13 protein-coding genes are annotated in these 13,285 nt (G+C 60.6%); 3 read left to right on the top strand and 10 right to left on the bottom strand.

Going from position 1 to position 13,285, the window contains the following annotated elements:
• Positions 1 to 171 precede the first annotated feature (171 nt).
• The 4 genes from thrC to xerD all read right to left on the bottom strand — a co-directional run bounded on the left by thrC (position 172) and on the right by xerD (position 4,858).
• The gene (gene thrC / locus FXO12_RS24575) at positions 172 to 1,581 is read right to left on the bottom strand and encodes a threonine synthase (protein ID WP_057975077.1); all 1,410 of its coding nucleotides are present in this window, start codon (positions 1,579 to 1,581) and stop codon (positions 172 to 174) included.
• A 67-nt stretch (positions 1,582 to 1,648) separates the two neighbouring features.
• A complete protein-coding gene (locus FXO12_RS24570; RefSeq protein ID WP_003193959.1) occupies positions 1,649 to 2,953 on the bottom strand; it encodes a homoserine dehydrogenase in 1,305 nt (434 codons plus the stop codon).
• Between the two features lie 128 nt (positions 2,954 to 3,081).
• Positions 3,082 to 3,813, bottom strand: a complete 732-nt coding sequence (locus FXO12_RS24565) for a thioredoxin fold domain-containing protein (protein WP_005791088.1) — start codon at positions 3,811 to 3,813, stop codon at positions 3,082 to 3,084.
• A 148-nt stretch (positions 3,814 to 3,961) separates the two neighbouring features.
• Positions 3,962 to 4,858 carry a site-specific tyrosine recombinase XerD gene (xerD, locus tag FXO12_RS24560; protein WP_020301360.1) on the bottom strand — a complete coding sequence of 299 codons (897 nt, stop codon included), beginning with the start codon at positions 4,856 to 4,858 and terminating at the stop codon, positions 3,962 to 3,964.
• 107 nt (positions 4,859 to 4,965) lie between these two features.
• Between xerD and FXO12_RS24555 the strand changes: the two genes are divergently transcribed.
• Complete coding sequence (locus FXO12_RS24555) at positions 4,966 to 6,774, top strand: sodium:proton antiporter (protein WP_057975076.1); 1,809 nt, start codon at positions 4,966 to 4,968, stop codon at positions 6,772 to 6,774.
• Here the strand turns inward: FXO12_RS24555 and FXO12_RS24550 are convergent, their stop codons facing one another.
• From FXO12_RS24550 to ffh, 6 genes are all read right to left on the bottom strand, one after another.
• A complete protein-coding gene (locus tag FXO12_RS24550) occupies positions 6,775 to 7,188 on the bottom strand; it encodes an acyl-CoA thioesterase (RefSeq protein WP_003193963.1) in 414 nt (137 codons plus the stop codon).
• 82 nt (positions 7,189 to 7,270) lie between these two features.
• The gene (gene rplS / locus FXO12_RS24545; protein WP_003175895.1) at positions 7,271 to 7,621 is read right to left on the bottom strand and encodes a 50S ribosomal protein L19; all 351 of its coding nucleotides are present in this window, start codon (positions 7,619 to 7,621) and stop codon (positions 7,271 to 7,273) included.
• Positions 7,622 to 7,666: 45 nt separating this feature from the next.
• Entirely contained in the window at positions 7,667 to 8,440 is a 774-nt protein-coding gene (trmD, locus tag FXO12_RS24540) for a tRNA (guanosine(37)-N1)-methyltransferase TrmD (protein WP_153475158.1), read from the bottom strand.
• The gene (gene rimM / locus FXO12_RS24535; RefSeq protein ID WP_003175898.1) at positions 8,422 to 8,958 is read right to left on the bottom strand and encodes a ribosome maturation factor RimM; all 537 of its coding nucleotides are present in this window, start codon (positions 8,956 to 8,958) and stop codon (positions 8,422 to 8,424) included. Before rimM ends, trmD begins: the two co-directional genes overlap by 19 nt.
• 5 nt (positions 8,959 to 8,963) lie before the next feature.
• Positions 8,964 to 9,215, bottom strand: coding sequence for a 30S ribosomal protein S16 (gene rpsP, locus FXO12_RS24530; RefSeq protein ID WP_003175899.1), 252 nt, complete (start codon positions 9,213 to 9,215; stop codon positions 8,964 to 8,966).
• Positions 9,216 to 9,466: 251 nt separating this feature from the next.
• Entirely contained in the window at positions 9,467 to 10,843 is a 1,377-nt protein-coding gene (ffh, locus tag FXO12_RS24525; RefSeq protein ID WP_057975075.1) for a signal recognition particle protein, read from the bottom strand.
• 232 nt (positions 10,844 to 11,075) lie between these two features.
• On the opposite strand from ffh, the gene FXO12_RS24520 reads away from it, so the two are divergent.
• Both FXO12_RS24520 and FXO12_RS24515 read left to right on the top strand, forming a co-directional pair.
• Complete coding sequence (locus FXO12_RS24520; protein WP_034115853.1) at positions 11,076 to 11,888, top strand: inner membrane protein YpjD; 813 nt, start codon at positions 11,076 to 11,078, stop codon at positions 11,886 to 11,888.
• Between the two features lie 12 nt (positions 11,889 to 11,900).
• Positions 11,901 to 13,139: a transporter associated domain-containing protein gene (locus FXO12_RS24515; RefSeq protein ID WP_057975074.1), complete on the top strand. Its 1,239-nt coding sequence runs from the start codon at positions 11,901 to 11,903 to the stop codon at positions 13,137 to 13,139.
• The last annotated feature ends 146 nt before the right edge of the window (positions 13,140 to 13,285 follow it).

Genomic DNA, 13,285 nt, shown 5'->3' with positions numbered 1-13,285 from the left:
CTGAATGCATACCTGTAGCAGCCTGATATCCGCCTCATGGTCAGCGGGTGAGTTAGCTGAATGTGGGAGCCGGGCTTGCCCGCGATGCAGACGCCTCGGTATTCAGTCGTACCGAGGCGCCTGCATCGCAGGCAAGCCAGCTCCCACACAAACCCGCTACCCCATTCTTGATTAGAGCGGCTTGCCCCGATTGCCATGCTGGCTGACGAACGCCTGCACCGCCTTCAGGTCGTTGGCCAACACCGTGCAGCGCTCTTCGCGCTCGAACAGGTCGGTCAAATGTTCCGGCAGTTCCAGCGCCTTGCCAATGCCGGCTTTCTCGACCGCTTCCGGGAACTTGACCGGGTGCGCGGTACCGAGGATCACCATTGGAATATCCAGGCTGCGGCGGCATTCGCGGGCGGCTTTCACGCCGATAGCCGTGTGCGGGTCGAGCACTTCGCCGGTCTCGGCATAGACCTGCGCGATGGTTTCGCAGGTCTGCGCATCGTCCACGGCCAGGGAATCGAACAGCTTGCGGGTTTCGGTCCAGCGCTCTTGCTCGATGCTGAAACCGCCACCTTGCTTGAAGCTGTTCATCAACTCGGCCAGGGCTGCGCCGTTACGACCGTGCATGTCGAACAGCAGGCGCTCGAAGTTCGACGACACCATGATGTCCATGGACGGCGACAGCGTGGCGTGCAGGGTTTCCTTCACATACTGGTTGCCGCTCATGAAGCGATGCAGGATGTCGTTGCGGTTGGTGGCGACGATCAACTGGTTGATCGGCAGGCCCATGTTGCGCGCCAGGTAACCGGCAAAAATGTCGCCGAAGTTGCCGGTCGGCACCGAGAACGACACCGAACGCGCCGGGCCGCCCAACTGCAGCGAAGCGTGGAAGTAGTAGACGATCTGGGCCATGATCCGCGCCCAGTTGATCGAGTTGACCGCCACCAGACGCGTACCCTTGAGGAAGCTCTGGTCAGCGAAGCTGTTCTTGACCATTTCCTGGCAGTCATCGAAGTTGCCTTCGATGGCGATGTTATGAATGTTCTCACCAAAGATGGTGGTCATCTGCCGACGTTGCACTTCCGACACGCGCTTGTGCGGGTGCAGGATGAAGATGTCGACGTTTTCGCAGTGCTTGCACCCTTCGATGGCCGCCGAGCCGGTATCGCCGGAGGTGGCGCCGATGATCACCACGCGCTCGCCACGTTTTTCCAGCACGTAGTCGAGCAAGCGACCGAGCAGTTGCAGGGCGAAGTCCTTGAACGCCAGGGTCGGGCCGTGGAACAGCTCCAGCACCCACTCATTGCCGTTCAGTTGGCGCAGGGGCGCGATGGCGTTGTGGGAAAACACGCCATAGGTTTCTTCCAGAATCTTCTTGAAGTCCGCATCCGGAATGCTGCCGGTCACGAACGGGCGCATCACTCGGAAAGCCAGCTCGTGGTACGGCAGGCCGGCCCAGGAGGCGATTTCTTCCTGGGTGAAGCGTGGCAGGTTTTCCGGCACATACAGGCCGCCGTCGGTGGCAAGGCCTGCCAGCAGAACGTCTTCGAAATTCAGGGCCGGTGCCTGGCCGCGGGTGCTGATGTAACGCATGACTGGCTCCTCTAAAACATTCTCGAACAGGGGCCGCCGAATGGACGGGGCCCCTGGAACAAATCGGTTAGTTCAAGTGCTCGACGCGAATGCGCACCACCGGGCCGACCACGCCTTGCAGGGCTTCGAGGGCATGGATGGCATCGTTGATGTGCTGTTCGAGCACGCGGTGGGTCAGCAGGATCATAGGCACCTGGCCGTTTTGCTCCTCGACTTCCTTCTGCATGATCGACTCGATGTTGATACCGCGCTCCGACAGGATGCTGGCTACCTGGGCCAACACGCCTGGATGGTCCTGGGCCTGGATGCGCAGGTAGTAGGCACTTTCGCAGGCTTCGATCGGCAGGATCGGGTGGGCCGACAGCGAGTCCGGCTGAAAGGCCAGGTGCGGCACGCGATTTTCCGGGTCGCTGGTCATGGCGCGAACCACGTCCACCAAGTCGGCGATCACCGACGACGCGGTCGGCTCCATGCCGGCACCGGCGCCGTAGAACAAGGTAGAACCGGCGGCGTCGCCGTTGACCATCACCGCGTTCATCACACCATTGACGTTGGCGATCAGGCGGTCGGCCGGGATCAGCGTCGGGTGAACCCGCAACTCGATGCCCGCCGGGGTGCTGCGCGCCACGCCCAGGTGCTTGATACGGTAGCCCAGGGCTTCGGCGTAGTTGACGTCGGCGGTGGTCAGCTTGGTGATGCCTTCGGTGTAGGCCTTGTCGAACTGCAGCGGGATACCAAAGGCGATGGAGGCCAGGATGGTCAGCTTGTGGGCGGCGTCGATGCCTTCCACGTCGAAGGTCGGGTCGGCTTCGGCGTAACCCAGGGCCTGGGCTTCGGCCAGCACGTCTTCGAAGGTACGGCCCTTCTCGCGCATTTCGGTGAGGATGAAGTTACCGGTGCCGTTGATGATGCCGGCTACCCAGTTGATGCGGTTGGCGGACAGGCCTTCACGGATCGCCTTGATCACCGGGATACCACCGGCCACCGCGGCTTCGAACGCTACGATCACGCCCTTCTCGCGGGCCTTGGCGAAGATCTCGTTGCCGTGCACGGCGATCAGCGCCTTGTTGGCGGTGACCACGTGCTTGCCGTTCTCGATGGCCTTGAGCACCAGCTCGCGGGCCACGGTGTAGCCGCCTACCAGCTCGATAACGATATCGATCTCAGGGTTGGTGGCTACGGCGAACACATCGTTGGTAATCGCAATACCGGTCGTTTCGAACTGAGGCTTTGGCGAACGCGTGGCAATCTGCGCCACTTCAATCCCGCGACCTGCGCGGCGGGAAATTTCTTCAGCGTTACGCTGAAGTACGTTGAAGGTACCGCCACCGACGGTCCCTAACCCACAGATGCCTACTTTGACCGGTTTCACTGAAGAACTCCCCATGAAACGGCCGACGCTAGGTCGGCCGTGAAAACAGCCGCACAACTGCGGCTCTCAATTAATGACTCGCCGACGGTTCGGCGGGCCATGATCGTCAAAGGCTCAACGATAAATGCTTACTTGGCACCCAGTGCCAGTTTGGCAACTTGCGGCGCCGGCTGGTAGCCCGGAATCACCTGGCCGTCGGCCAAAACGATGGCCGGTGTACCGTTCACACCAATGGACTGGCCCAGGGCGAACTGCTTGGAAACCGGGTTGGCGCATTTGGCCGATTTGATTTCCTTGCCGTCGACCATCTTGTCCATGGCCGCTTTCTTGTCGGCCGAGCACCACACCGCCTGCAACTGCTCGTCACCCGGCGAACCCAGGCCCTGGCGCGGGAAGGCGACGTAGCGCACTTCCACGCCCAACTTGTTCAGTGCCGGGATTTCAGCGTGCAGCTTGTGGCAGTACGGGCACGTGGTGTCGGTGAACACGGTGATGTGGGTCTTGGTCTCGCCAATGGCGGGGTACACCACGGTTTCCGCCACCGGGATACCGTTGATCAGCTTCGACACGCCCAGGCGCTCGGCCTTCTCGGTCAGGTTGACCGGCTTGCCGTCCTTGAGCTGGAACAGGTAGCCCTGCACGATGTACTGGCCATCGGCGCTGGCGTACAGCACACGGCTGCCCTTGAGCTTGACTTCATACAGGCCGGCCATGGGGCTGGCGCTGATGCTTTCGATAGGCGTGTCGAGCGCCAGGTTGGCCAGGCTCTTGCGAATGGTTTGCTCGGCCGCATCATCGGCGACCGCAAAGGTGGAAACCAACGCAATGGCTGCGGCGGCAATAATCTGGGTCAAGCGCATGGGAACTCCTGAAGGCAGAGGCAGGGACGGGAGCAGAATACTGATCTGGAACACAACGGGTGCCGTCCCCTTTGCGAACCGGCAAAGCCTACCACAGTTGGGCGGGAGGGCAGACCGCGACAGCTAAAATGGGCCATTTCTGACGGTTTTATCCGCGCGGGTGGTGCTTGGCGTGCATGTCCTGCAAACGTGCGCGTGCCACATGGGTGTAGATCTGGGTTGTGGATAAGTCGCTGTGCCCAAGCAGCATTTGCACCACGCGCAAATCCGCACCGTGGTTGAGCAAATGGGTGGCGAACGCATGGCGCAAGGTGTGGGGTGACAGCGCTTTGCCGATCCCGGCCACCTTGGCCTGGTGCTTGATGCGGTGCCAGAAGGTCTGGCGGGTCATCTGCTCGCCGCGCTGGCTGGGAAACAGCACGTCGCTGGGGCGCCCCCCAAGCAGCTCGTGGCGCGCATCGCGCATGTAGCGCTCGACCCACACAATCGCCTCCTCGCCCATCGGCACCAGCCGCTCCTTGCTGCCCTTGCCCATCACGCGCAACACGCCCTGGCGCAGGTTGACCTGCTCCAGGGTCAGGCTGATCAGTTCGGTGACGCGCAGGCCGCAGGCATACAGCACCTCCAGCATGGCACGGTCGCGCTGGCCGATGGCTTCGCTCAGGTCCGGGGCCGCGAGCAAGGCATCGACGTCGGCTTCCGACAGGGATTTGGGCAACGGCCTGCCGAGTTGCGGCATGTCGATTTGCAGGGTCGGGTCGACGGCGATGAGTTTTTCCCGCAGCAGGTAGCGATAGAAGCCACGCACGCCGGAGAGGAATCGCGCAGTGGAGCGCGGTTTGTAGTTCTGCTCCAGGCGCCAGGCCAGGTGATCGAGGATCAACTCGCGCCCGGCATTGATCAGTTCGAGGTTTTTCTCCTGCAGCCAGCCGTTGAACAGCGCCAGGTCGCTGCGGTACGCCTGGCGTGTGTTGTCCGACAGGCCTTTTTCCAACCAGAGGGCGTCGAGGAAGCGGTCGATCAGGGGATGGTCAATGGCAGGCATGGGCACTCAAGCGACTTAGCACAAGGCAATACGCGTATTATTTAAGGAACTGTGACAAGAGCCATTAGTCTTTCATAGCCCGCTATTTCAAGGAACAGGAAGCTTTAATGAACGAACAACAGATTTTGTTGGCTTTTGGCGGCATTGGCGTGGCCGCACTCGGCTGCCAGTGGCTGGCCTGGCGCCTGAAACTGCCAGCGATTCTGTTTCTTCTGCTGAGCGGGATTCTGGCAGGGCCGATACTCGGATGGCTCGACCCGCAGGAAATGTTCGGCCCTCTGTTGATGCCATTGGTGTCGCTGGCAGTGGCGCTGATCCTGTTTGAGGGCAGCCTGACCCTGCACCTGTCGGAATGGAAGGAAATCGGCAGCGTCGTCCACCGGCTGGTCACCGTCGGCGCACTCTCGACCTGGGCGGTGATCACCCTGGCCACCCACTGGCTGCTGGGTTTCGACTGGATGCTGGCGCTGCTGTTCGGCACCCTGACACTGGTCACCGGCCCGACGGTGATCGTGCCCATGCTGCGTGTGGTGCGCCCCAAAGCCTCCATCGCCAATATCCTGCGTTGGGAAGGCATCGTCATCGACCCGATTGGCGCGCTGCTGGCGGTAGTGGTGTATAGCTTCATCATCGCCAGCGCATCAGGCGACGGCTTGAGCCACAGCCTGCTGACCTTCGGCGGCGTTATCCTTTGCGGCAGCCTGTTCGGCATCGCCGGTGGCTGGGTACTGGGGCAGATCATGCGCCGCCAGTGGCTACCGGAATACCTGCATAACCTGGCGACACTGGCGGGCGTGCTGGGCATCTTCATCGCCTCCAACCAGGTGATGCATGAGTCCGGCCTGCTGGCGGTCACGCTGATGGGCATGTGGATGGCGAATATGAAGGGCGTGGATGTACGGCACATCCTGCACTTCAAGGAAAACCTCAGTGTGTTGCTGATTTCCGGGCTGTTTATCCTGCTGGCGGCACGCCTGGACCTGAACGCCATGATCGCCCTGGGCCCGTTCGTGTTGATCCTGCTGTTGATCATCCAATTCATTGCACGCCCGTTGAACGTGGCGTTTTCGACCTTTGGCTCGGGGTTGAGCTGGCGCGAGCGCGCACTGCTGGCCTGGATCGCCCCACGGGGCATTGTGGCGGCGGCGGTGTCAGCGATCTTTGCGATCCGTCTGGATGAGGCTGGCCACGACGGCGCGTTGTTGCTGGTGCCGCTGACCTTCGCGGTAATCATCGGCACCGTGGTGCTGCAAAGCGCCACGGCACGCCCCTTGGCCCGCCTGCTGAAAGTCGCCGAGCCGGCGCCCAGCGGCTTCCTGATCGTGGGTGCGAACGGCCCGGCGCGGGCACTCGGTAAAGCGTTGCAGCAATTGGGCAGCCGCGTGTTACTGACGGATTCCAGCTGGGAAAACATCCGCGCCAGTCGTATGGAAGGCTTGCCTACGTACTTCGGCAACCCGGCTTCCCAGCATGCCGAGTCCCATCTGGACCTGGTCGGCCTGGGGCATCTGCTCGCGCTCTCGCCTTCTGGCGAACTGAATGCCTTGGCCACCATGCGTTTTCGCCATGACTTCGGCCATCGCCTGTTCGCCCTGGCCAGCAGCCAGGAAAACCGTCGCACCGACAAGCACAAGGCCAGCCGTGAACACCGTGGCCATTTGCTGGGCAGCCAACCTTTGAGCTACACCAAACTGGCCAGCCTGTTGGGCCAGGGCGCCGAACTGTATAGCACCAACCTCACCGACGGCTTTGGCTGGGAGCAGTACCAGGCGTTGCACGGCGAGCGGGCTACCTTGCTGTTTGCCCGGGACACCAGCGGCTGGGTGCATGTGGTCTCGCCCGAGAGCAATTTGAAGCCTGTAGCGGGCTGGACCTTGCTGGCGGTCATTCAACCGCAGGCCAGCACCACCGAGTAGTCAGTCAACAAAGCCAGGCAGTACCGGGACAGGGCGTTTATCTGCGTCAATCGCGACGAAGCTGAACACGCCCTGGATCGCCTTTTCACGGCCATCAGCGCTCATGCTCTCGACGAACACTTCAACCTCGACCTTGAGGCTAGTGTTGCCGACCTTGATCACCCGACCGATCAGCTCAACGATAGAGCCGGCCGGGATCGCGTGGTTGAAGTCGATACGGTCGGTGGAGACCGTCACCAAAGGCAAGCGACAGAAACGCGTGGCGGTGATGAACGACACTTCGTCCATCCATGCCAGGGCGGTGCCGCCGAACAGGGTGTTGTGGTGGTTGGTGGTGGGCGGGAACACGGCCTTGGTCACGTGAGTGACGGACAGGTCGGTACGGCGTTGGATTTCTTCGAGGCGGGTGGTCATGGGTCAATACCGGCGTATAGGCAAATTTCAGGCACAAAAAAGCAGCCCGTAGGCTGCTTTTTTCTGCATCGGGAAGCTGGACTTAAGCCAGTTTTTCCTTGATGCGAGCTGCTTTACCGGACAGGTCACGCAGGTAGTACAGCTTGGCTTTACGTACGTCACCGCGACGCTTGACGGCCATGCTGTCGATTTGCGGGCTGTAGGTCTGGAAAGTACGCTCTACGCCAACACCGTTGGAGATTTTACGAACAGTGAAAGCACTGTTCACACCACGGTTACGTTTGGCGATTACCACGCCTTCGAACGCTTGCAGACGCGAACGGTCGCCTTCCTTCACTTTCACCTGAACGACAATGGTGTCGCCCGGGGCAAAGGTAGGGATCTCTTTGGTCATCTGCTCTGCTTCGAGTGCAAGGATGATTTTGTTAGTCATGCTGTGCTCCTAAGGTAAGTCAATGGACCTACCATCGATACGTTGTTAACTATCGTCCCGCGCGAGGATGTATTCCTCGAGCAGCTTCTTCTCTTCTCCAGAAAGCGAGCGGCTTTCCAGAAGATCGGCGCGTCGTTCATAGGTCCGACCAAGGGACTGCTGTAAACGCCAACGCCGGATGTGTGCGTGATTGCCACTTAGCAATACGTCGGGAACACGCTGATCCACATACACCTCCGGACGGGTGTAGTGCGGGCAATCCAGCAAACCATCCGTGAAGGAATCTTCCTCCGCGGAGTCCGCATGCCCTAAAGCTCCGGGCAGCAGTCGTGTAACCGCATCTATCAGGACCATCGCCGGCAGCTCGCCGCCAGACAGGACATAGTCCCCAATCGACCACTCTTCATCGACATGAGCTTCAATAAAACGCTCGTCAATGCCTTCATAGCGACCGGCAATCAGGATCAAACTTTCCTCATTCGCCAGTTCGCGTACCGCCGCCTGTTTCAGCTGACGGCCTTGAGGGGACAGGTAAATTACCTTCGCCTTCTCCCCGGCGGCTGCCTTGGCCTGAACCAACGCGTCTTCCAGGGGCTTGATCTTCATCACCATGCCCGGGCCACCGCCAAATGGGCGATCGTCCACAGTGTGATGTCGATCCGTCGTGTAGTCTCGCGGGTTCCAACAGGTGAGCTGCAACAGCCCCTGTTTCACCGCCCGACTGGTGATGCCGTACTCGCTGATGGCGGAAAACATCTCGGGAAACAAACTGATCACTTCAATGCGCAAATTAGCCACGCTTAGAAGTCCGCGTCCCATTCCACCTTCATCTCGCCCGCGGCCAGGTCGACGGCCAACACGCATTGCTCGGTATAGGGCAACAGGCGTTCACGGTCATCCAGGCTGCCAGCGCAAGGCTTGACCACCATTACATCATTGGCGCCGGTTTCCAGAAGATGATCGATTTTCCCCAGCAATTGCCCGAGTTGATCAATAACCTTCAGACCTTCCAGCTGGTACCAGTAGTACTCGCCGTCGGTCAATTCAGGGAACAGGTTGCGCGGCACGCAGATCTCATAACCGGCCAGAAGACGAGCTTCTTCACGATCATCAAGACCCTTGAGCTTTGCGACCAGGAACTTGTCGCTCCCGCGTCCACTGACCAGCTCAACCTGCTTCACACTCCCTTCGCGCTTGAGCGTCCAGGTTTTGTACTGCAACAGGTTTTCAGTCGGATCAGTAAAGGAATACACCTTCACTTCGCCGCGAACGCCATGAACAGAGTAAATCTTGCCGATAACGATCAAATCATCAGCAACAGCTGGCGTCGCGTTCATATTGCTCAGGCTGCGGCCTTAGCCGAGTCCTTCAACAGTTTTGCAACGCGCTCGGATGGCTGTGCGCCAACGCTCAGCCAGTAGGCTACGCGCTCTTGGTTCACGGACAGACGAACTTCTTGACCACGAGCAACAGGGTTGAAGAAACCAACCTGTTCCTTGTGCGAACCGTCACGCGGGTTGCGGCTGTCGGTTACGGTCAAGTGGTAAAACGGGCGCTTTTTGGAGCCGCCAAGGGCAAGACGGATTGTTAGCATGTGAACATCGTTCCTGTAGTCGGTGCTGCAAATCTAAATGCACAGCGGGCATAGGTGCCCGAAAGGCCGCATATTCTAAGGAATATCCGGACTTTTGCAAATGTCTTTTTCTGGCGCCTATCAGCGTGCCATTCAGATCTGCTATAGAGCCGTCGGTTAAAACGGCGAGTCAGCGCCCGCCAACGGCGGGTTTGCTGGAGATCCCACATCCTTGTGGGGCGGAGCGCAAGCAAGGCTTGCGCTCGAATACTTTACATTTTAGGCATGCCGCCGCCGGGCAACATACCGCCCATGCCGCGCATCATCTTGGCCATACCGCCCTTGGCGGAGAATTTCTTCATCATCTTCTGCATCTGCTTGTGCTGCTTGATCAAGCGACCGATGTCCTGCACCTGGGTGCCGGAACCCATGGCGATCCGGCGCTTGCGCGAACCGCTGATCAGCTCAGGGTCGCGGCGCTCGGCCGGGGTCATGGAATTGATGATGGCTTCCATCTGCTTGAACTGTTTCTCTGCCGCGCCCTGGGCGTTGCCCATTTGCGCCAGGTTCACACCGCCGATGTTGGGCAGCTTGTCCATCAGGCCGCCGAGGCCGCCCATGCTCTTCATCTGTTGCAGCTGGTCGCGGAAGTCTTCGAGATCGAAGCCCTTGCCCTTCTTCAGCTTCTTGGCCAGTTTGTCGGCCTTGTCCTTGTCGAGCGTGGCTTCGGCCTGCTCGATCAGGCTGAGCACGTCACCCATGCCGAGGATGCGCGAGGCGATACGCTCAGGGTGGAACGGCTCGAGCGCTTCGCTCTTCTCGCCCATGCCGATGAACTTGATCGGCTTGCCAGTAATGGCACGTACCGACAGCGCGGCACCGCCACGGGCGTCGCCGTCGACCTTGGTGAGGATCACGCCGGTCAGCGGCAGTGCGTCACCAAAAGCCTTGGCGGTGTTGGCCGCATCCTGGCCGGTCATGGCGTCGACCACGAACAGGGTCTCGACCGGGTTGATCGCGGCATGCAGCGCCTTGATCTCGCCCATCATCTCTTCGTCGATGTGCAGGCGACCGGCGGTATCGACGATAACCACGTCGATGAACTTGAGCTTGGCTTCTTTAATAGCCGCGTTGGCGATGTCGACCGGCTTCTGGCTCAGGTCGGACGGGAAGAAGGTCACGCCCACTTCGCCCGCGAGCATTTCCAACTGCTTGATGGCCGCCGGACGGTACACGTCGGCCGATACCACCATCACGGATTTCTTCTTGCGCTCTTTGAGGAAGCGCGCCAGTTTGCCGGCGGTGGTGGTTTTACCCGCACCTTGCAGACCCGCCATCAGCACGACGGCTGGCGGCACGGCACTGAGGTTCAGGTCTTCGTTGGCCGCGCCCATCAGGCTTTCGAGTTCGGCCTGGACGATCTTCACAAAGGCCTGGCCCGGGGTCAGGCTGCGGGACACTTCGGTGCCGACCGCACGCTCCTTGACCGAGTTGACGAAGTCCTTCACCACCGGCAAAGCCACGTCGGCTTCCAGCAACGCCATGCGCACTTCACGCAGGGTGTCTTTAATATTGTCCTCGGTCAGCTTGGCCTTGCCGGTAACGTGGCGCAGCGTCTGCGAGAGACGGTCAGTCAAGTTTTCAAACATGCGCGATCCTTTCAGGCCCTATTCATCGAAATGCAGGTAGACCGAGGTAATGGCGGCCCAGGCTGGGGGAAATCGCTATTAAAAACAGCGTTCGCCGAGCCTGCGGCGTGGGCAGGTCGCGGATTATAGCGAAGACTGCGCCCATGCACACCCGCTGTCTGGCCCGGGAGTCTTTCGTGCAACGCAGGTGTGTGCCAAACTCAACGCCTTTCGGGCTTGCCTACCAGGATTTATGCTCCCCTTGTCACCCAGTTTGCTACCCAGCCTCGCCGCCGCCATTTTGTATGCCGCTGCGACTCTCTATCAGGGCACTCGTCTGGCCCAAGGCACCAAAGCGGACAAACGTCTGCTCGTCGGCCTTGGCGTGCTGGCCCTGCTGGCCCATGCCGCCAGCCTGTTCACCCACCTGATGACCCCGGTCGGCCTGGGCCTGGACTTTTTCAGCGCCGCCAGCCTGATCGCCGCGGCCGTCATCGCGCTGACGCTGCTGGCCTGCTACCGGATTCCGGTGGAGAACCTGCTGGTGCTGCTATTCCCCCTGGGAATGCTCACGGTGCTGCTGGCGCAGTTCACCCCCACCGGCACCGTACAGGTGATCGACGAGGAGCCGGGCATCCTCGCCCACATCCTGCTGTCGATCCTCGCCTACGGCATGTTCACCATCGCGGTGTTCCAGGCCCTGCTCCTGCTGCTGCAGGATCACCAGCTCAAGCACAAGCACCCGTCCGGGCTGATCAAGAACTTCCCGCCGCTGCAAACCATGGAAAGCCTGCTGTTCGGGTTCCTGTGGGCCGGCTGGACCCTGCTGTCACTGTCGCTGATCTCAGGCTGGCTGTTCGTCGAAAACCTGTTTGCCCAGCACCTGGTGCATAAAACCTTGCTGGCGTGCCTGGCCTGGGTCGTGTTCAGCGTGCTGCTGTGGGGGCGCAACCGCCTCGGCTGGCGTGGGCACAAGGCCATCCGCTGGACCCTGGCTGGTTTCTGCCTGTTGATGCTGGCCTATTTCGGCAGCAAGCTGGTTCGCGAATACATCCTGCATATCTGACGGGCAGTGATCATGGACAACTTGCCCTTAGGGCCGATGCTCGCCGTAATTGCCCTGCTGATTCTATGGGCAGCACTGTTTACCGCCATTGAAGCCGCGCAACAACACCTGCTGGCCCTACGCCCTGGCACACGCCAGGGCGACAAGGCGGCCGCACGCCTGAGCTTCCCGCGCCATAGCCTGATCCTGTGCAACAGCCTGTGCCGCGCCGCCGTGGTGATTCTCTGCACCCTGCTGGCGATCTATGCCTGGGCAGAGAACGGGCCCTGGCTAGGCTGGCTGATTTCCTGCGCAGGGCTGCTGGTGCTGGCCGACTACCTGCCCCGCACCCTGGCTACCCGTCACCCCCAAGCAGTGCTGGGCTTTGGCAATACCTTGCTGGGCGTGCCGCTGAAAATCCTTTACCCGCTGGCCTGGCTGCTCAATGGCATCAGCCAGCTGTTATTGCGCCCGTTTGCGCGCAAAGCCGGCATGGTGAAAAACAGCGACGAGCCCCTGCCCGACCATGATGACGACCCAGAGCCCGACACCGACGCCGACCGCACTCCCGGCCTGCCCGGTATCCATGCCCTGGACAACATCACGGTCAACGACATCCTGGTGCCGCGCAGCGAAGTGGACGGCATCAACCTTGATGAGTCGATAGAAGACATCATCGAACAGTTGCGCACCTCGCCGCGCACCCGCCTGCCCGTGTTCCACAGCGACATCAACCAGGTGCAGGCCGTGCTCAATACCCGGCAGGTCCAACACCTGCTGCCCGACGCCAGCCTGACCAAAGAGGCCCTGCTCGCCGCCTGCCACGAGCCTTACTTCGTGCCGGAAAGCACGCCGTTGCAGCTGCAACTGCTGAATTTCCACAAACAGCAGCGGCGCCTGGGCATGGTGGTGGACGAGTACGGTGAAGTGCTGGGCATTGTCACTCTGGAAGATATTCTGGAAGAGATCGTCGGCGAATTCGAAAGCGATCAGGCGGTGGATAACCCGCATATCGAAGCCCAGCCCGATGGTCGCTACATCATCGACGGCGCCGCCTCGATCCGCGAACTGAACAAAAGCCTGGGCTGGCACCTGCCCAGCGACGGCCCCAAGACCCTCAACGGCCTGGTGACCGAAGCGCTGGAAACCATTCCCGATTGCGCGGTATGCCTGAAAGTCGGCCGCTATCGCCTGGAAATCCTCGAGACCGAGGACAACCGGGTGAGCAAGGTGTTGATCTGGCATACCAGCCGTGTGCCGGTGGCCGCCTGACCTCAGCAGGCTCAACCCGGTCAATGTGGGAGCTGGCTTGCCTGCGATGCAGGCGACTCGGTCCTTCAGTTGAACCGAGGTGATGCTATCGCAGGCAAGCCAGCTCCCACATTGATCCAGTTCCAGGCCATAGATCCTCACCAGCC

Source organism: Pseudomonas sp. J380, assembly GCF_009827115.1.
GTDB classification, from domain to species: Bacteria; Pseudomonadota; Gammaproteobacteria; order Pseudomonadales; family Pseudomonadaceae; genus Aquipseudomonas; species Aquipseudomonas paracarnis.
Note: the sequence above shows the minus strand (reverse complement) of the source record. Positions and strands in the feature narration are given on the sequence as shown.

Coding starts and splice junctions, on each gene's coding strand:
- rplS (WP_003175895.1), bottom strand. CDS start 7,621: ATGACTAACAAAATCATCCTTGCACTCGAAGCAGAGCAGATGACCAAA.
- trmD (WP_153475158.1), bottom strand. CDS start 8,440: ATGGGACGCGGACTTCTAAGCGTGGCTAATTTGCGCATTGAAGTGATC.
- thrC (WP_057975077.1), bottom strand. CDS start 1,581: ATGCGTTACATCAGCACCCGCGGCCAGGCACCGGCCCTGAATTTCGAA.
- xerD (WP_020301360.1), bottom strand. CDS start 4,858: ATGCCTGCCATTGACCATCCCCTGATCGACCGCTTCCTCGACGCCCTC.
- ffh (WP_057975075.1), bottom strand. CDS start 10,843: ATGTTTGAAAACTTGACTGACCGTCTCTCGCAGACGCTGCGCCACGTT.
- FXO12_RS24565 (WP_005791088.1), bottom strand. CDS start 3,813: ATGCGCTTGACCCAGATTATTGCCGCCGCAGCCATTGCGTTGGTTTCC.
- FXO12_RS24515 (WP_057975074.1), top strand. CDS start 11,901: ATGGACAACTTGCCCTTAGGGCCGATGCTCGCCGTAATTGCCCTGCTG.
- FXO12_RS24555 (WP_057975076.1), top strand. CDS start 4,966: ATGAACGAACAACAGATTTTGTTGGCTTTTGGCGGCATTGGCGTGGCC.
- FXO12_RS24550 (WP_003193963.1), bottom strand. CDS start 7,188: ATGACCACCCGCCTCGAAGAAATCCAACGCCGTACCGACCTGTCCGTC.
- FXO12_RS24520 (WP_034115853.1), top strand. CDS start 11,076: ATGCTCCCCTTGTCACCCAGTTTGCTACCCAGCCTCGCCGCCGCCATT.
- rpsP (WP_003175899.1), bottom strand. CDS start 9,215: ATGCTAACAATCCGTCTTGCCCTTGGCGGCTCCAAAAAGCGCCCGTTT.
- rimM (WP_003175898.1), bottom strand. CDS start 8,958: ATGAACGCGACGCCAGCTGTTGCTGATGATTTGATCGTTATCGGCAAG.